This is a genomic window from Synechococcus sp. LTW-R, assembly GCF_014217875.1.
Taxonomy (GTDB): domain Bacteria; phylum Cyanobacteriota; class Cyanobacteriia; order PCC-6307; family Cyanobiaceae; genus Vulcanococcus.
Genome location: NZ_CP059060.1, coordinates 1,668,933 through 1,687,885 on the forward strand (window position 1 = coordinate 1,668,933; position 18,953 = coordinate 1,687,885).

General features: G+C 49.7%; 16 protein-coding genes. All 16 read right to left on the bottom strand.

What is annotated here, in order from left to right; genetic code table 11:
• Positions 1-22: 22 nt before the first annotated feature.
• The 16 genes from H0O22_RS09480 to H0O22_RS09555 all read right to left on the bottom strand — a co-directional run bounded on the left by H0O22_RS09480 (position 23) and on the right by H0O22_RS09555 (position 18,951).
• Positions 23-1,240 carry a glycosyltransferase family 4 protein gene (locus H0O22_RS09480; RefSeq protein ID WP_185186424.1) on the bottom strand — a complete coding sequence of 406 codons (1,218 nt, stop codon included), beginning with the start codon at positions 1,238-1,240 and terminating at the stop codon, positions 23-25.
• Positions 1,237-2,064 carry a glycosyltransferase family 2 protein gene (locus H0O22_RS09485; protein ID WP_185186425.1) on the bottom strand — a complete coding sequence of 276 codons (828 nt, stop codon included), beginning with the start codon at positions 2,062-2,064 and terminating at the stop codon, positions 1,237-1,239. The genes H0O22_RS09480 and H0O22_RS09485 overlap by 4 nt, the downstream gene beginning before the upstream one ends.
• Entirely contained in the window at positions 2,057-3,217 is a 1,161-nt protein-coding gene (locus H0O22_RS09490; protein WP_185186426.1) for a glycosyltransferase, read from the bottom strand. The genes H0O22_RS09485 and H0O22_RS09490 overlap by 8 nt, the downstream gene beginning before the upstream one ends.
• A complete protein-coding gene (locus H0O22_RS09495) occupies positions 3,217-3,921 on the bottom strand; it encodes a hypothetical protein (RefSeq protein ID WP_185186427.1) in 705 nt (234 codons plus the stop codon). The genes H0O22_RS09490 and H0O22_RS09495 overlap by 1 nt, the downstream gene beginning before the upstream one ends.
• A 728-nt stretch (positions 3,922-4,649) precedes the next feature.
• A complete protein-coding gene (locus tag H0O22_RS09500; protein ID WP_185186428.1) occupies positions 4,650-5,645 on the bottom strand; it encodes a glycosyltransferase family 1 protein in 996 nt (331 codons plus the stop codon).
• Entirely contained in the window at positions 5,645-6,607 is a 963-nt protein-coding gene (locus H0O22_RS09505) for a glycosyltransferase family A protein (RefSeq protein WP_185186429.1), read from the bottom strand. Before H0O22_RS09505 ends, H0O22_RS09500 begins: the two co-directional genes overlap by 1 nt.
• 5 nt (positions 6,608-6,612) lie before the next feature.
• Positions 6,613-7,635 carry a DUF563 domain-containing protein gene (locus tag H0O22_RS09510; protein ID WP_185186430.1) on the bottom strand — a complete coding sequence of 341 codons (1,023 nt, stop codon included), beginning with the start codon at positions 7,633-7,635 and terminating at the stop codon, positions 6,613-6,615.
• A 74-nt stretch (positions 7,636-7,709) separates the two neighbouring features.
• Positions 7,710-9,203: a hypothetical protein gene (locus H0O22_RS09515; RefSeq protein WP_185186431.1), complete on the bottom strand. Its 1,494-nt coding sequence runs from the start codon at positions 9,201-9,203 to the stop codon at positions 7,710-7,712.
• A gap of 35 nt (positions 9,204-9,238) precedes the next feature.
• Positions 9,239-10,849 carry a hypothetical protein gene (locus H0O22_RS09520; RefSeq protein WP_185186432.1) on the bottom strand — a complete coding sequence of 537 codons (1,611 nt, stop codon included), beginning with the start codon at positions 10,847-10,849 and terminating at the stop codon, positions 9,239-9,241.
• Positions 10,846-11,802 (bottom strand): UDP-glucuronic acid decarboxylase family protein, encoded by a 957-nt coding sequence (locus H0O22_RS09525; protein WP_185186433.1) that lies wholly within the window; start codon positions 11,800-11,802, stop codon positions 10,846-10,848. The genes H0O22_RS09520 and H0O22_RS09525 overlap by 4 nt, the downstream gene beginning before the upstream one ends.
• Positions 11,803-11,820: 18 nt before the next feature.
• Entirely contained in the window at positions 11,821-12,819 is a 999-nt protein-coding gene (locus H0O22_RS09530) for a GDP-L-fucose synthase (protein ID WP_185186434.1), read from the bottom strand.
• On the bottom strand, positions 12,819-13,991 hold the full coding sequence (gmd, locus tag H0O22_RS09535; RefSeq protein ID WP_185186435.1) for a GDP-mannose 4,6-dehydratase: 1,173 nt from the start codon (positions 13,989-13,991) through the stop codon (positions 12,819-12,821). Before gmd ends, H0O22_RS09530 begins: the two co-directional genes overlap by 1 nt.
• Complete coding sequence (locus H0O22_RS09540) at positions 13,981-15,249, bottom strand: hypothetical protein (RefSeq protein WP_185186436.1); 1,269 nt, start codon at positions 15,247-15,249, stop codon at positions 13,981-13,983. The genes gmd and H0O22_RS09540 overlap by 11 nt, the downstream gene beginning before the upstream one ends.
• A complete protein-coding gene (locus H0O22_RS09545) occupies positions 15,246-16,307 on the bottom strand; it encodes a glycosyltransferase 61 family protein (RefSeq protein WP_185186437.1) in 1,062 nt (353 codons plus the stop codon). The genes H0O22_RS09540 and H0O22_RS09545 overlap by 4 nt, the downstream gene beginning before the upstream one ends.
• A 68-nt stretch (positions 16,308-16,375) precedes the next feature.
• Positions 16,376-17,299, bottom strand: a complete 924-nt coding sequence (locus H0O22_RS09550) for a hypothetical protein (RefSeq protein ID WP_185186438.1) — start codon at positions 17,297-17,299, stop codon at positions 16,376-16,378.
• A gap of 8 nt (positions 17,300-17,307) precedes the next feature.
• The gene (locus H0O22_RS09555) at positions 17,308-18,951 is read right to left on the bottom strand and encodes a hypothetical protein (protein WP_185186439.1); all 1,644 of its coding nucleotides are present in this window, start codon (positions 18,949-18,951) and stop codon (positions 17,308-17,310) included.
• Positions 18,952-18,953: the final 2 nt, after the last annotated feature.

The window sequence follows — 18,953 nt, forward strand, 5'->3', positions numbered from 1 at the left end:
GTTACAAAGGATGTAGTAGTGATTATTCGGATGTTTGGAAGAGCTCCGAAATCAATGTATTGTATGCTTGCAAGGATTTGTCAATTCCAAAGTGTTGGCTATATGTTTTTCTTGCATTGGCCGAAAGGCGCTGGAGTATCAAGGGATTGCGATTTAGATACCGAAGAGAGTTGGCTACGCCTACAGGATCACCTGGATCAAGAACAATGCCACACTCATTGGCCATAATAAGCTTTGCTATCTCGGTACTATGGCGGGCCAGGAGTAACACAGGTTTGCCACTTGAGATAATGCCATAGAATTTTGAGGGGGCAACAGTATCTTCACTACCTGGTATCAGGCCAATGGCGGCCACATCGCATGCACCAAGAGAATAAGGTAAACGAGATCTATCTTGATAAGGGTGCAATGAGACATTAGTCAATCCATAGTACTGAGTATATTCACGGATCTGTCGTCTCTTAGCCCCACCTCCTACAAAGAGAAAATGGAAGTTCTCTGCCTCTAGAATACGAGCAGTCTCAAGGAGGGTGATAATCTCATGCAATCGGCCAAAGTTACCAGAATACTGAATGGTGAATGTATTGTGAACGTTCCATTCACGAGCAATTGGGTTTTGTTTTTTCTCTATAGGCAGTGCCTGCTCGACCGCCCAGTTATGGATAACGGTTACCTGATCAGACGGCAGCTGGAACTGACTCAGGCAACGAGAACGCATAGAATGACTTAGAACTATTGTCTTGTAGCTGAATTTGCAGACTTGCTGAATGACAAATACCCAGGCATTAGAGACAGGTCCTCTGGCGGGCAAAACACCGGTCAGCTGAGCGGACCTAGGGAAAAGATCTTGAAGAACAAATATGTACTTAACTCCAAGTAGTAAGCGCACTATCAGGCCAACGATAGCAATAAATGGAGGATTGGAAACAACTAGAATAACTTCATTATTGCGGCGACGCGTAATGGTTTCAAATAGAGACCAGATAACAAATGTAAGGCCGTTTAACGACTTTGAAAGTATATTGATGTTTCCTGAGCCTGAAAAGGGACTCCTTGTAATGAATAGGTCGGGTAGTTCTTCACCACTGTGAGAAGTTTCGGTTAAGACCTGAACCTGATGACCTTTAGATGCAAGGCCAGATGCTAAATCTGTAATCAATTGGGCGGTGGCAGCAGTACTGGGGTGAAAATGCTGGCTGATAATAGTCAGATTGCCAGTGCCCTGAAGACAGTCACTCATAACGGAAGCCCCGACCTATGTCGTCTAAGTTGAATAAGCTTAGTGATGGTCATCAGATCATAAAAGCTTATAAGCAAACAATAGAGCAGTGCTTGCCAGCCCTCAAGAAAACCAAATTGAAAGAGATATTTCTGGATAAATCTAAGTAATGGCCTCAATAGCCAGAGAGAGGAAGTGAGGGCTCGAAGGCGACGCTTTCTAGAAGAACGGAGTGTCTTGGTGGAAAGATACTGGTCAATTTCAATGGCATCCCAAGATGAATAACGTTGGTGGCGTTCGAGCCAGTCATCAATTCCTTTGCTAAAAGCAAAGTGCTCGTAAGGGATGTGAATCCTGGAAATCAAAGCAGTATCAGAAAAAGATTCCCAAACACCACCTTGAAAGCGCACCGCTTCTCGCTGAAGAAGACGTGGGTGCCAGTTGGGAAACCCTTGCGTACGTTTTAACCACTTTCCAAGAAACCAATACCTGGGTGTTAGTTCATACGCGTTGAATCTACTAGTTGCTGTGATAAGTTTTCGAATCTCTTCAGCAAGGACGGGACTAACTTCTTCATCAGCATCAATGAAAAGAACCCATTTGCTGCGGAGACCACATCGATCAAGAGCCCAGTTTCGTTGCTCTGTAATTTGAAACGGCCTTGCTTGCTTGTGTACTATGAATCTTGCATTGTTTTGCCTTGCAACGGCCTCTGTAGAGTCGACGCTTCCACTATCAAGCACAAGTAGCTCATCGCACCATGCAAGAGAGCTCAATGCACGAGGTAGGTTATGCTCTTCATTAAGGGTTAGCACAACTGCAGCTATTGATGAGAGCTTATCCATGTGACAGAATACGCTGATAGATGTGGTAAGCTTTTTGTGAGATCAGGGATTGAGAGAAATTAGATTTAACGAAAGACTCAGATAGTTTTCCGGGACGTGTGGATGATAAAGCCGTGAGAAGCATTTGGGTCCACTTGTCTGGATCGCGAACATCCATATAGACACCGGGAGTTCCTACAAGCATGTGCCCAACTCCCACCTTGTCGCTCACTAAAGCACCACACCCACAAGCTAGTGCCTCGATAACTACATTACCAAAGTTTTCATGGCGGCTCGGCAGCAGAAGCCAATCTGCAGCGTTATAGGGCGCAATTAAATCCGCAGCGGGCAATGAAGGAAGCCAGGTTGACCGGTCAATCAAACCATTCTGCTCAAATGCACGACGAAGACGAAGAGTCGTTCCATCTGAGTCTTGTCCAATAAACAAGATATGCCAAGGTATGTGTGTTATTGCCTTGAGCGCATGTGGAAGGAGGTCAAGACCCTTCTTGTGGTGCATTCTTCCTGAGACGAGAAAGAGTCGTTGATCCCAAGGAATTCCAGTGCTGTTACGCCAGTCTTTTCCAATTGCAGGCTGGCACGACAGTTGAGAAAGATCTACAGGATTAGGCAAAGTGAAAGTTGGGGTATTAGGAGAAAGCCAATCAAGCTCAGTAACCTCCTGGGTGGTGGTGCAATGCAACGCCGCTGCACGCTGAAGCAATGGACGCTCCTTGAGCAAAAAATAAGGAACTTTCTTCCAAAGACCACGTCGCCATGAATAGGGCCCTAGGGCTCCGCGAGTTGTTTGTATAACGGGTACTCCAGCGGCATGAGCTGCCTTTTGAATCGGAACACCGAGTGGCTGCCAAATCGAGCTTAGGTGAAGAAGTTCGGCCCAGGACATATGAAAAGGCAAAGCTTTGACTAATGCCTTTGAGCGGATAACTCTAACGTTATGATCGACTGGGTAATAAATCACCTCAACGCCGTTTACGTTCTGCGGAAGACCTAATTGATCAAGAGGAAAGTTAGGGAGACCAGCATTCGTCGTAATGACGCGAATATCAACACCCTGACGAACAAGGCCCTCACAAAGACGAGAAACGCTAAGAATGGGTCCACCATATTGCCAGGCAGGCACATATACCGGCAGAAAGTGGAGAACACGCATTAACTTCTACTTCTCAGAGTTGTATACAAAAAGGAGAGGTCATGACGTTGAAACAAGACGACCATAAGAAACACAAAGGCATATACGTAAGGTATAGAGACTATGGAATATGATTCAATACTTTGAATCAGCAACAATACAGCCAAAGCAGAGCTAGTCAGTAAGAGTGGAAGCATTCTCAGTGGCTTCTGCAAGTGCTTTGCCACAGGAAGACCAAATACTAATAGGGGTATAGTGACATACATTAAACGAACTATCAAGTAGGCGGCAATCCCAGCCGTAGGAATCCAGAGCCAGCCCAACACAGCAGCAATAATAGCTGAAACATTCTGCCAAATCCCATAGTCCCGGGCTTTGCCTGAAGCTAGCAGTGGCTGAACTACTAATTGAGAAAGAGATTCGAACAGTGCGGTGATTAACAACAAACGCGTCGGTAGAATTGCTGAGGTAAAGTCGGTCCCAAATAGCCATGAGATAATGAATTGATCGAAAATGGAATAAGCCAGAAGAACCTCCAGAAGCACGAACCAGATAATACGTAAAGGTTTTTCCAATTGTTGTACTTGATGTGCAAAGGTTGATTCACCTCGCAACCTAAGAAACAAGACTGGTACAAGTGTCGCGGGAAGGAAAGCGAACAACTGTTGGAGAATCTGGCCAACTCGCAAGTAGCCAATATCAGCTAACCCCGATCCATTAGCCACTCTGATTAGCAAGGGATAGAAGATCATTGAGGCTAGCAAGTTCGCTGCGTAGAAAGGGAAACCGCGTTTTAAGAGTTGATCCAGACTGGGACGTAGTAGCGGCCAGATGCTTAGCGGTGTCCAGAGGTGGCCCAAAAGCCTCTTCAGCCACAAGCACTGTGCAAAAGCGATTAGGGTCCATCCAGCCATTGCCCCAAAGACACCAGCATATAAGGATAAGAATGCGGCAGATAGTAAACGTAGGGGATAGAATAGGCCTTGTCTCAGTGCCAGTGGGGATGTGCGGTGACTAACCAACAGGACTTCCCAAGCTGATGCAGAGATACACTCACAGAAGATCATCAAAAGGAGTAAGCACGTTATACCAATTCGGTATTCTCGCAACAATGAAGCAGGAAATAACCCCTGTCCAAACCAGATCCAAATGGATATTCCAATACAGACTAATATGGTTGATACGCTGCATAATTGGGCTAAAGCACGCGAGAACTGAACACCACGTTCTGTCTCTAGAGCTTGAGTCTGGCCTCCCAATTCAAAGTTAAGTGCATAATCGCCACCACATCGCACAAGAGTGTCACTAGTCTGCACCGTTGTGGTCACCAAATTAAAGAGACCAAGATCAGTAGGGCCAAGCCAACGACTTAGTAGCAAATTGCTAGCAAATCCGATTACACGCCCGACGGCCGCTCCGCTTGCCAGGTGAAACCAGCCTCGACGCATAATTGTCATAGCTTCAAAACGGCATCTAACAGACGTAGTGCCGAGTTACGGGTTGTGTGGTGACGTACCCAACGCTGTGAAGCATGAAGTAAACGGTGAAAGACTTCTGGATGAGCTTCTAAGGCTGACATTTGCTCTTGAAGATCAGGCCAATGTTGGTAACTAAGACAGTTCAAGCCAGCTTGCAACCCATGAGGGGCGCAAGTAACCGGTTTAGTTTCTAACTGTCTGACACAGGGCAATGCACCCGCTGCTGCGATCTCATAGTGCCTTAGGCAATCCCAGCCGCCCCTCTTAGTAGTTACGGCAAAGCGAGAGAGCGCAAGATCGTCGTAGTATGCATTCTCAGAGTCAAAGGCATAGGAAGTGTGCAAACCGCAAGCTTTTGCGACCTCAGGATCGACACAATGGCTAGCGATACGCTGCTTTTTAATCGCAAAGTCAAGGGGTCGGATCTTATCGGCGGGAATGGAGAAACTCGTAGGAAAGACACGACACCAGCGACCTTGATTAGCTGCCCCCTGCAACTCACGCTTGAAGTAGAAACAGCGGCCAGATCGAATAGGGAAAGGCTGCCAACCAAACCGGCGAAGACGTGTTCCACTTCGATGGAAAAGACGGGTGTCGTCGTCCCCATCGAGCAAAACAACCGGCACAGTCTGTAGCAGTGGTGCAAGATCGAGGAGTTGCCCCCACTGGCGCCAGATTTGGCCGACGATAACAAGATCAAATGATTGCCGCTCTAGTCGTTGAATAATGAATGATCGATCAACTGTTCGGTCATTGAGGTTTCCATATAACGTAAACCCCCCTCCGCGCACGGCGCTCCCTGAGCCAGTAGGAATAGAATAGGACTCGCGATAGAGTATATACTTCTGCGGATAATCAGTGACTTCATGCCCCAAAGAAATGAGACCCTGCAAGATTGAGTCAGCTAAATAGTCTTCACGAGATTCCGTTAGAAAGAGAATTCGCAAAGGCGTTTCTGGATATGTAGCCATTAGATGGGTGGCAGCAGTGGCTTTTCTGTTCCACGTAAACGCAAACGGGCTGGAAATGAGCGAATGAGTGCGTAAGTGGTCCGCCGCAATCCAATGGTGCGGTGAATAGCTAGCAGTTGACTCAACGTCTGGCGAATGCCAATACGGGGACTTGCCTTAAGTGTGTTCCAGAGCTGAAATTGCCCATGATGAGACGCCCATCGAAATCGCTCGGAAAATTGTGTAAGGAGAGGATGGTTGAGGAGAACCCTAAGGATTTCAAGTGTTTCTAGGAGTTCCCGCTGGGATTTTTGATTGCTAACAGAAAGCTGCCCTTGGTGAACACGTACCCTAGCAACGGGGTCACGGCTGATCAATGATGGTGTTTGGAGACAGGCTCTTATTAGCCATTCCCAATCAGCTGCCTGGGTCCACTCTGAGCGCCATGGACCAGCATCAGCAAAAAGTGTCTGGTGTATCAAGAGCCCGGTGATGTTCCCGTTAATGCTGCCGTAACGCAACAGTGGTTCTAAAAGATCACCAGGAAGAAAACATTTAGTCTCCGGCACGAAGCGATCATAGAACTTGCTATTGACGTCATAACGCAAATGGCCATTGACATCAATTGACTCGTAAGAAGACAAAATCAGTCTTGTGTCAGGATAATCATGAATCTTCCTCTTAAGCGTTCTGATTGCATCAGGAGTGAGCTCGTCATCACTACAGAGTATGAGCTGCCAAGGTGTCTTTACCTCAAGAGTTGCCTGATTCAGGTTGGCAAAAAGCCCGATATTGTGCTCACGGCGCGCGCAGGAAACGCGCTTGTCATGTAACTGTTCCGCGATTAGTGCTGCGGTCTCAAGATCCGAACCGTCGTCTGCGATGTGTAAACGCCAGTCAGGATCAGTTTGAGCATAGACGCTGGAAAGAGCTGCCTTGAGTAGCGCGGAGCGACCATACACAGGAAGAATGATCGTGATCAAGCAGTTCATATCAGCTCCATCAGACTCAATAGGGAAATGAGTTGATCGGGGTCAATCGAAAAGTTATCTGTCTTTGGATCGCAATGAGTCGCAAGAAGATGGCCATGCTTGAGATCAAGCTGATCAGCCATCGCGTAGTAGTGAGAATAATTGCCAGGCCTAGGAAGAAGTTCGATAATGGCAGAAGAAGGAGCACAAGCAATCATGTTGGCGAAGCCAGCACCATGAGGTCCGATAACGACAGCGCTTTCAGAAAATAGGTGCAACTGTGCTTCGACAGGAAGAGACTCAAGACAATAACTCTGAAAACCATATGGACTGAGAGCCGTCATGAGTTTTTGCTCATTGAGGCAACGCCTGGTGCGTGCGTTGGTTCTTGATAGATAGATCCGACGCCATGGGCAGATCGCTAATCGAAGTTGGGAGTGACATAGGTTCGTGAGCCACTTAAGCTGGGCAGGGCTAATAAAGACATCAGAATCGTGCTGCTGCAATGCAAATCGACAGGATGTCGTTGAAGTGATTGACAAAGAGATAAACTTCGAAGCCCTAGGAGCTACGAATGAGAGCAGCGGCTCAACGAACTGGGGAAGCAACTGGCTTGGTCTATGACTAACAGCAATGGCTGAATCTTGGTGATCGTGCAGATTAAAGTGACTTTGCAGAAATAGTGGGGCAAGTCCTGGTTGTGTTAACCAGTGAAAGTAGTTAGGATTGTTGTGAGTTGAGAGAAGCGTTAACGGTTCAGGTCGACGCTCAGGCCGTCGATATCTGTGCCACCAACCAGGAGGCCGATTCCCGGACTTGGGATAGAAGTGACTTCTCGATTCATGGTTGAATGGATTTGATTCATATAGTAAGGCTTTCTTCCAGCGCAAAAGACCACAGCTCAACGTAAACGATGCTGAAAAGTCAGTAACTTCGTAAAGCCATTGTCTGCCTGATACAGAGAGATCCGTAGTCAAGCTCGCAACAGGCTCATGAATGGAAATAGAATTACGGCGTGGATTGAACGATTCTTGCAGCATCCAAGACGAAACTCCGTGCAGTGCAGACAGAGCTTGGGCCTGGGGTGAACCAGCAAAGATCGGAAGATTATTAATCACGATGAGCCCGCAGATATTCGGCGCAGAGGCAAGCGACTGAGTACTTTTAACAACACAATAAGTTCAAGCCAAGACTTGGGCAAGTCCCAGAAGAGATACCAAGTCATTGTGAGGATCGTATTATTAATCCACGTGCAAATAAGAGTAACAACTAAAAACTGGGCCAGGAGACCAACAACCAATTTATTTCCTATCATCCAGGAAAGAAATGATTGATATGCCGCCAACAAAGCACCGATAGTTGCAGGCCCGAACACAAGACCAGACCAACCCCAGCGCCACCATGAATCAGCAAATAAGCTAATAGTCGCGTATGAGATTTCTCCAGGTTTTAGGTCTAGGGTACTTGACAGCTTCTCAGATAACTCCTGGCCATCAAAGAGGTTTGGAGAGTCTTTATAGAAAGTTGAGGGAAGAAGACCTAGAGGTAGTTTGTGGAAGCCGTCAAAGTTTCTAAGGCTGAGTGTGCGGTTCAAACAGTTATCGTATAGTCCAACGACATTCCACCGAGCCAGAGAGTTATCGGGAAAAGACTTGACGCCTTTGTCATAGATTATTGCCGCACTCAAATCTTCCGACAATTTTTTAGTTAAGTCCGCGCTGCAGTGAGTTGGAGATAATGCCAAGTAGAATTCGTGACTAGTACCCATCAGTTGCTTGCCAATCTGAAATGTTTGGAATGCCCTTTTTAGCTCTGGTACTGATTGATCGCCTTCACGAGAAATGCGTAAATGCTCAGCGAGTGGCAAGAAGAGAAGTGCACCAGCAAACAAGCTGATTAACAACAATCTAAGGGGGATCTTTTGCCAGCACAACGCACCAATTATAAGATATACAGGAAGACTAATAAGAAGGCCTCGACTTCCACTGGAAATCGCAATCACTTGCCATACAGACAAGAGAGTCGTGATTAGAAAACGTAGAGAGAAAGACCACTGCTTCCACACAAAGGGAATCAGAAAGAAGCCGACAGGTGCTAAACGCGAAATAATTGAGGAGCCTATAATGATTTTTGCGATGGTTGAGCTCTGAAGAATTTGAGCTTGTATTGCTGGAGAGCGAGCAAAGAGACCGAGGAAACTCATTACACTGATTGCAAGAACAGACAATGTTATGAGCAGAAAAGATAGGCTTGAAAGGTTTTCTATATGAGGCCAAGACAGCTCAGCAAGAGACTTCTGTGGCAGAATCTTTCGAAAGCGAGTTAAAAAGACTCGGCAAATACCGTAGGAAGCAGAAAGGGATAATATGCCAATTGAGAAATAGTTAAGCAGGGCATCTAATGCACCTCTTGTAGATAGGGATCCATACCCAAATAAAGAGCTTGGGTCAGAGCGCCAAAGCATTAGTCCAAGTCCATAAGTAACTCCATACATCAAAACAAAGATGAAGCCCAACGAAGGAATATAGCGGCGCAAAAGGGAATGGTCAGCAGTCGCAACTATTATGATTGCGACAAAGTAAATAGCTGCAGAAAAGAATATTGTCATCTCAGGTCCTCAATGGTTTTGCAAGATTTGGGGCCTTAGTCTTCGCAGAGGTAGAGTTTAGACATTGTCAAAGGTTTGACGAAGAGTAGGGATCTTTTAACTTCGGCATCAAACACGCAAGGTCGTGTCTGGTGACTAGTAAAAGAGGTGACATCTCGAAGTTGGAAGAGAGGGGAAGGTAGTGAATCATCAGCAAGTGCCATTCCATCCAACTGTCTAAAACCTATCCAAAACGGTGAAATCCATACACCCTGCTTCAGGGCGGGTGATGGCGGAAGGCTGCCGTAGATTTGCGAGTTTCGAATTAGCTCTTTCGAGGAGACACCCCAATAGTCAAGTGAAGTTGTAGTATGGGTGTGACTGAACCGGGACGTTTCGTTGAGGTAAGCTGACTGATATGGGTTAAGGCTTAACACATCAACAAAGAGTATTAGGCTTAAGAGTGAGATGAAAGAAAAAGATGCCAGTCTAAGTCTTTCAGAAAGGCCTAAATTCCAGATAGTTTGCAATCCTCTTGCGGCAACGATGGCTAATGAAGGGTAAATAAAAAGCAGGTGACGATCTGCATCGTAGAGGTTGGAATTTCTGACGACGGCCATTACTGGAATGAGTGCTGATTGAGAAATCACAAGTGGCCATGGACTATTTAAGACAGTTGCAAGGCTCTTGAAGTGGTTTAGCCAAACGAAAGCTTGTAGACTTATCAGGATCAGCCAGAGCAGCGGGACTTTTATGATTAACCAATTCCAGATATACAAAAGAGTGAACCAGTCAGGGTGATTCACCCCGATACAAGTGCCTGAATATGACATACAACCTCCCCATTCATGGTTGGCAAATGTATGGAAAGCCTCGCTGAGGTAAGTAAAAGGATTAAGTCCCCACGATGCTGGCTGAAGCACTAAAGCGAACATTAATGCAAGAACTGGTAGAAAGATAGATCTTCTTAGGTCTCTTACAACAGGTCTTTGAATAACCAGTAGAAGAATCTCAGAGACCACTACCGCGGCAACAGCTACAAATTTCTGGTTAATCAAAAGAGCAGCCGAAAGCAAACTCAGAAAGAAGTAATAATAGCGCCCAGAAGACCAGCGCTTAACAAGAGTGTATGTGTAACCAGTATAAAAGAGAGCAAATGGTATGTCTTTGGGGTTAATAAAAGAATGACCGATAAGAGAAGGGTGGAACAAGACAAGGCAGCCTGGAATCCATGCACGTCGTAGTCCAATGCACCGTGCGATCTTGACAGCCAACCAACTAAGAAATACAAACTCACCGGCGAGCAAAAGATGAGAGGTTGCAAAGAAGCCAGTAAGCTGATGTTCTGCGGATGGATCAAAAAGAGCTTTGGAGAGGGAGAGTCGCCCGATCAGAAGGCTCTGTTGCAAAAACCAGAAGAGCCATGCAGGAAAAAGACTTGCTGCTCCGTAATATTCGAGATTAGAATGAATATCCTTATAATTTGCATCATGGCCACGTATCAACTCAACAGCATGCGCGAGCTGCGTTCTAATCCCTAGGTAATCAGTTTCTTCGTCCCACGAGGTAATGCCCGAGAAGATTGATGCAATGGCAAGAACTGCATAAACACCAACCAGCAGGAGATAAAGCGTTTTATCCCAAGTTTCCCCTCTGAGCCTAATCATGCTCTACGACTTGGAGTTAAACGCTCGCGAAAGTCTGCAATCGTACGGTCTAAGCCCTGGCTCAAAGCGACCGTAGGTTGCCAACCAAGATATTGTTGAGCCAGTGTAATTACAGGCTGACGTTGCAGTGGGTCATCCTGGGGCAATGGTTTACAGATTAAATCCAGTGAGGGGTTGATCTTCTCACGTACAAGTTCGGCTAACTGCCGAATCGTGAACTCGCCTGGATTACCGATATTGATCGGCCCCGGTTGGGAGCCATTCATCAAACGAATAATTCCCTCAACCAGATCATCAACAAAGCAGAAAGAACGCGTCTGTGAACCATCGCCATAGAGCGTCAGGGGCTCGCCACGCAAAGCCTGGACGATGAAATTGCTCACCACCCGACCATCATCGGGAAGCATGCGCGGTCCGTAGGTGTTGAAGATGCGCACCACGCGGATCTCCGTACCATGCATCCGCTGGTAGTCGAAACACAGGGTCTCCGCGATGCGCTTGCCCTCGTCGTAACAGCTGCGGATTCCGATCGTGTTCACGCAGCCGCGATAGCTCTCCGGCTGAGGGTGCACCTCTGGATCGCCGTACACCTCAGACGTACTGGCCAAGAGCAGCCGAGCTCCGACACGCCTGGCCAAGCCAAGCATGTTGTAGGTGCCGAGGAAGCTGGTCTTGGCTGTTTTGATCGGATTGTGTTGGTAGTGAACCGGTGACGCCGGGCAAGCCAAGTGCCAGATGCGATCGACCTCCAGGCGGATCGGCTCGGTGACGTCATGACGGATCAACTCAAAGCGTGGATGCCCCAACCAGCGCTCAATATTTTGCTTGCGACCAGTGAAGTAGTTATCCAGGCAAAGCACTTCCTCTCCGGCTTCCATCAAACGGTCGACGAGGTGGGAGCCGACAAAACCGGCTCCACCGGTGACCAGATTGCGCATGATCGAAGAAGGCATGGAACCAGCGGAGCGGAGTTAAAGGCGAACGAGCTGTTGTTTGAGCTGCTCGCGGAAGAGAGCCACGGTGCTGACCAAGCCTTCTTCCAAGGGGATTCGGGCGGTCCAACCCAAGGAGGCTAAGCGGCAGACATCGAGTTGCTTCTTGGGCGTTCCATCGGGCTTCGACGCATCCCAAATGATCTCGCCCGAGAATCCAGTGGCGCGGGCGACCGCCTCTGCCAACTGACGGATGGTGAGGTCCAAACCAGTGCCGACGTTGAGGAAGGGCAAGGGCTGGCCCACGTCGTCCAAGGGGGCCGACGCCGAGCTGGGGTCCCAATGCTCTAAGGCAAAAACACAGGCCTCACCAAGGTCATCAACATGCAAGAACTCCCGCAGGGGGGAGCCCGTACCCCAGCAGGTCACCGTGGCATCACCGCGCTCGGCCGCTTCATGGAAACGGCGGATCAAGGCCGGCAACACATGGCTATTGGTGGGGTGATAGTTGTCGCCCGGCCCGTAGAGATTGGTGGGCATCAGGCTGATGGCATCAAAACCATGCTGTTGCCTGAGGGCCTGACCAAGCCTGATCCCAGCGATCTTGGCAATCGCGTACCACTCATTGGTGGGCTCCAGAGGCCCCGTCAGCAGGGCTTCCTCACGAATGGGCTGCTCCGCAAATTTGGGGTAAATGCAGCTGCTACCCAGAAACAAGAGACGACGCACACCGGCTTGCCAGGCCGCTTCGATGACATGGTTCTGAATCTTTAGGTTAGACAGCAGGAAATCGGCTGGATAGTTGCTATTCGCCTGAATGCCACCGACCTTGGCTGCAGCCAACACGACCACATCCGGACGTTCAGCCTGGAACCAAGCTTTCACCGCCGAGGGATCCTCGAGGTCCAGGGCCGCCCGATCCAACAGCAACTGCTGGTCATACCCCGAACGCTGTAAAGCCCGGGAGATGGCGCCTCCCGCCATGCCGCGATGCCCCGCGATAAAGATGCGGTCCTTGCTGGAAATCAACGTGCCCATCAGGCCTTCGGTCCCTTGCTGGCGGCCACGGTGGATGGATTGGTGGGGGGATTTTCCATGGAGCCCACCACTTGATAGCCCTGCTGCCGCAGGAGCGCTTCTTTCGCAGCCTCCTCTTTATCCGTTGCCACCATCTCAGCCACAAGTTCTTCCAGGGTGGTGGTGGGGGTCCAGCCAAGCTTCTCCCGGGCCTTGGTGGGATCTCCGAGCAGGGTCTCCACTTCAGCTGGCCTGAAGTAGCGCGGGTCGATCCGGACAACAACGCTGCCGGTGTCCGAGCGCCTGCCAACTTCATCGACACCACTGCCGTCCCACTGGATGGCCCCCCAACCCAGCTGCTCAGCCGTGAGCTCAATGAAGCGGCGAACGCTTTCTTGACGACCGGTGGCGATCACGAAGTCTTCCGGGGTCTGCTGCTGAAGCATCCGCCACTGCATCTCGACGTAGTCGCGCGCGTGGCCCCAATCCCGCAGGGAATCAATGTTGCCCATGAAAAGACACTGATCCAGGCCTGCATCAATGCGAGCGAGGCCCCTGGTGATCTTCCGGGTGACAAAGGTTTCGCCCCGGCGCGGCGATTCGTGGTTAAAGAGCACGCCATTGCAGGCGTACATGCCATAACTCTCGCGGTAATTAACCGTGATCCAGTAGCCGTACAACTTGGCTACGGCGTAGGGGCTGCGGGGGTAGAAGGGCGTGGTTTCCTTCTGGGGAATCTCCTGAACCAGGCCGTACAACTCGCTGGTGCTGGCCTGATAGATCTTGGTTTTCTCCGTGAGGCCCAGCATTCGAACCGCCTCAAGAATCCGCAACGTGCCCAACGCGTCACTGTTAGCGGTGTATTCGGGAGCCTCAAAACTCACCGCAACATGGCTCTGAGCACCGAGGTTGTAGATCTCGTCGGGCTGAACCTGCTGAATGATGCGGATCAGGTTGGTGCTGTCCGTCAGGTCCCCGTAGTGCAGGACCAAACGAGGATCAGCCTCATGGGGGTCCTGATAGAGGTGGTCGATCCGGCTGGTGTTAAAGCTGCTGGCGCGGCGCTTGATGCCGTGAACGACGTACCCCTTCTCGAGAAGCAGCTCTGCCAGATAACTGCCGTCTTGGCCTGTAATCCCGGTAATCAGAGCCTTGCGCCCGGTGCAATCAATCGAGGCTGGGTCAAAGCTCATCACTCTCTATCCAAAGGGGCATGACCGCTGGCGAAAAAGCCAGGGCTCCTAAGCCGAAGAACCCAAAATAAAAGAGCAACCCATCGGCATAGATCAAAGGCTGGAACAGCCATTGCACTGTCAACACAATCAAGAAGCCGGCGGCAATGAGTGCATACCCGCGAGATGACAAGTCACTGAGCAAATGACCCAGCTGCCGGAACGCACAACAGAGAAGTGGAACCACGGCCACCAAGATGGCCACAGCGGGGATCAGGCCAGCTCTCACGACCAGGTCAAACGGGACGCTGTGGAGCATGTCTCCGGCAGAGGCATCGAACCCGATCCACAACTGACGTTGTTGCTCGAAGTACTGAAAACTCAAGCGTTGGCCGCCCCAAAGCGTGTCTGGGATGTGAATAAAAAACGCAAGGACACGATCGAGACGCTCGTCGTAAATGCGGGCCAAGAGCCGGGATGTGATGTCGCCACGACCCCACAGCAGCGAGAACACCGACAACAGTAGAAAACCAACAAGACCCAAGAAAGCCCAGGCGGTGAACTGGAGTGGTTGCCGCGCTGCCTGTCGCTCCGAAGCTGACGCCCAGGCCAGAGGCACCAATGACAGCAGGGCCACCAAGAGCCCAATCCGGCCATGGAAGGCCAATACAGCTAGAAGACCAAGTAGTCCCGCTGCCAACATCAACCAGGCAAGTCTCGATTGCTCCTTGCGCAGTAGCAACCAGAGGCCAGGAAACATCCAAGCGACCGCAAAAGAAGCGTTCTGCTCGACCGAGCGCACATTCATCACCTCTTGCTGCCCCCAGGGCACGGCAATGCTCAAATCCCTGTGCTGACGCCAGATTTCTAGAGGTGAGCTGGATAACGCATCCCGACCCAGGAGCAGAACCGCCCAGACGTAAGCCAACGCACCAAGGCCATAGGCCAGCCAGATCCAGCTGAGTTGACGTGGCGTCCAGTAATGGGCCAAACGGGCTCCCAACCAAACGCCGACACAGGGAAGCGCGAGCATCGAGATCAGATCGAGAAGATCACGGCCCTGCAGCGTCCACAGTCCATAGTGAAGAGACGCCCATGCGTAACCAACACTGAAGACAGCAAGCGCTAGGAGCGGCCATAACCGACGGGGAGCCACCGCGGGAGCATTACGGGTCTGCCAGAACAGGACCGCATAAAGCAGGTACAGCAGTGTGAAGGCTTTCGGCAGGTGTAGACCCACCAAAAAAACAAGCGCTAAAGGGATCCATCGCGAATTCATTGGGCACTCCTACCTTCTCGATCCAGTTCCTGTCGCAAAGCAGCCAAGTCAACAACGAGCTGCCGTTGATAGGGGTGCAATTGACGGTCCAAGCGCGCTGAATCCACAGCCGGCTGGCAATAAAAAGGCTTGATCAAGCCGAGATGAAAGCTGTTGTAGACACCACCGCCCAACATCTGCAATTCACTGGGATAGCGACAAGAGTTCAACGGGCTCAGCTCCATGACACGGTAAGGACGATCACGCGAAAGCAAGGCATTCATCACCATCGAACCTTGCTCACACCAGAGACTGGATGCCTGTCGAATCCAACACAGAAGCTGGTACGGCGAATGGGCGGTTGGATTCAAGACGGAATAGCAATGGTCTCGAAAGAGGTCTTCAACAGCTTCAAGATTCGCGATTCGCTCCTGACGTTTGGAGCAGAGAAAGATGCGGCAAGGACCGGAAGACGCTGGGAGGGGCGCCTCAGAACGAAGCAAGGACGGGGACAGGCAGTCACGAAGAAGCGATAGGTTCTGCCAGGGACTCATGCGCGGAAGCACCATGGCGCGCTGCAAAACCCAGTTCGCATTCAGGAACTCCTGCGGAGTCATCACCCAAAGAGACTCCGGCGGACAAAGCTCGATCAAAAAATCGGCCCAGCTCTTAGAGGGCGCAATGGCAATCAGTCGGGGTGGGTCAGGTAGTGCCCGCAACTGATGCGCATGCCAAAGAAAGGCACCCAACTGATCACCAACCCAATGGCCAAAGTGACTGGTGAGATGAGGGAACACCGCATAGGAACCCTCAAGCGTTTGGATGGGTTTATTGAGCTGCTTGCGAATGGTGTGGAATTGGATCCGTCGGTACGGAGCTGCTTGACCTCTGCTGACGCCCTTTTTAATGGCCCACGTTTCAATGCACGGGTAGTCGGAAATCGATGAGCTGCGGTAGCCGTGACTCACCAGACGCACATCATCCGCATATGAAGGAAGCTCCGACGGATTCGCGAGAATCGATTGCGGATAGGACCCTGAAGACCCTGTTGAGCCATCAAGAACATGGCGATAGCCCAAGAGACCTGTATCAGCTAGGCGCAGCCATAGTTCTCGCACACACTCGCCAGACAAGTCCCTGAGGCCTTTCACCAGTAACAACCTCCGTCCACTATTTCAGCGAGTGGAGGTGTCTCAGTAGACGATGGACGGACCCAAGCATCATTCATCAGTGAGAGATATTGCGGCATAGCCTCCCAACGACGTCCTCGAATACCAAATAAAAGCTGCAAAGCACCACCAAGATGCACAGCCGGCTTACCCATCTGCTTAATTGCGGCACCGAGTGGCAACCCATAAGCACCACATCCGATCAATGCTACGTCGAAAGGGACCATGGATACACGCTCGATGAGCTGACTCAGAGCATCATTCCAAGATCGAAAACCTTCTCGATCATGGCCGAGGGTTTGAGGCGGACGAATACAAATCAAATCGAATCGGGGTAGTAGCGATGGAAAACCAGGATGAATATGGTTAGACCATGAATGTTGGCTTTCGATAGTCTCGACGAAAGGGTGAACGACCAAGACACGCTTACCACTAAGCACTCGCGACCAAGGCTCTACAGACCACCAAGGCTCTAAAGCAGCTAAATCACAGATCTTGGGATGGCTAGAGAGGCGGCTAACCATTTTGAACTGATAAGGGCTGTCCCAGATGCCCAAGAGATCTACGAATTGCAGGGATGAATAAAGCCTATTCGCGACTTCGTCAAGAGACTCCTTACCCAAGGGGAAGATACCTGCATTGCAGTGGGCTTGATTGAGAGTCAATCGCGAATAGGAGGATCTCCTAAATAAATACTCACCTACTAACCTGGACTCAACGGAACCTAAACGACCGGCCAAATAAGGTTTTCCCTCTGAGATAGCTGTCTCTATCAGAACAGCTGCCGACTCAGTTGTCAGCTGGTCTAGCAAAAGCTTCTTGAAGCGATAACTCCTTAAAGCAGCAGGCAGGCATTGCAGAGTGCGCTTCAGTTCATGCTTAAGACGCCATGTGGTGGTCATGTCAGTGCTCAACGCCTCTTAGTCTCATCGGCCAGGCTTTTATCTAGGTCAAAAATGACGTGTCCTGCTTTATCAGCAGTAGCTCGAATACCACAAAGGATATCATCAGAGGAGATGGCATCAGGGCGCTTATAGTTTCTTTTCCCAAGATTCGAAAAAGCCCAGTTGAATGCGTCCCGGGAATGCATGCCCGGCCGCCAACCATTACGGGGCTGCCAGCCGGAATACCCTGAAACGCTCTTCAAGCCTGGGACATGAAGCAATGCATGCATGGCGAAGACATCTCCATGCCACGGAAATGTTTCATTGACCTCGAGATGCATGAGATCACAACCCTGGTCAAGCAACTCGGTACGGAAAGTATTTTGGTCTTTCTGCCACGCAACAACATCAAGGGCAAGAACAGATTTAGGAAGAAGCGAAATCCACAACAGTGGAACAGAGCAAATAAACAGAAAGAGTGGACCTTGCCTCCAACGTCTTTCCAATGTTTGTTCAAAACCAACAATCAGTCCGGACAGGGGGAATGCCGAAAGGAACCAGAGCACTGATGCAATCCTTCCAGCCGCGTTGACGGCTCGAACCGATGGAACGAAAAGCATGGGCCACCACCACAGGACGATGAAGCCAAACGAGGTGACCGATAGACCCAGAAAAAGCAGGGACTTTGCTAGCAACTGATCTGTCTGAGAGATTTTTCTCCATAAGAAGAGACTTACAAGAGAGAAAGAAAACAGCAAGATGCCTGGGAACAGAAAGGGTTCGCTTCCGGAGGCGTGGGGATGAAGAGGTAAACCTAGATGCTGACGAGCAGAACCGCTTAACCAAGCCCATATGTTAGGTAGGTTTTTTGTAATTTCATCCGTACCCCGGGCACCCATCACTAGAGATGTATTCAGATAAGGGAGGATCAGAACAACATTGAGTACGAGCAAAGCGGCAAGGATTATCCTTTGGGTCTTCGTCAAGGAGTAAAACCAAGACAGCCAGAATCTTTTACGCCTGAAGCGATACAGACCACGCCCCGACAGGAGATAGGTTGAGACGACGATCAGCAGAGAAAAAACACCGATATAGGGTCCAACAAGCCAGTTCAAGAGTAGAAAGATGAAAGCCCAGGTTTTTTGTCTATGCAACAACGCAAATGCAAGTGGCGGCAAAAACCAAAGAGTCAATAACTGGAGATGATTCAGCTGCGCGAGAACAACGTGATTAAAAGCAGCTAAAATACAAACAGCTGATACAAGCAAACTTTTTCGATCTAACCTCCAAAGACAGTTTCGAAGACTGGCGTAGTTAAAGGTCAGGGTTAAGGTGAACCAAAGCAGTAGCGCCTGGGTCGGCTGAAAGCCAAGGAGCTTCAAGAAGCCGTATAAGATACTGGGAAGAAATAGATGATCACTCCAGCCACGAACACCATCGACGGGAAAATAAAAGTCAGGAGAAGACCAGCCTTGATTAGAGAAAAGATCTGAAGAAGAAAACGGAAGGCTTGCAAGGTTATGTTCAAAAAACCAAAGATTCAGTAGCGTGTCACCACTATCCCCAGGGAGAAGCTCTCCGAAATCATGAAGGTATGGCCACAACGCAATGACCGCTGAAACAGCTCCTATAACAATGACATGGAAGATCTTGGAGAGTCGCTGCTTCATGA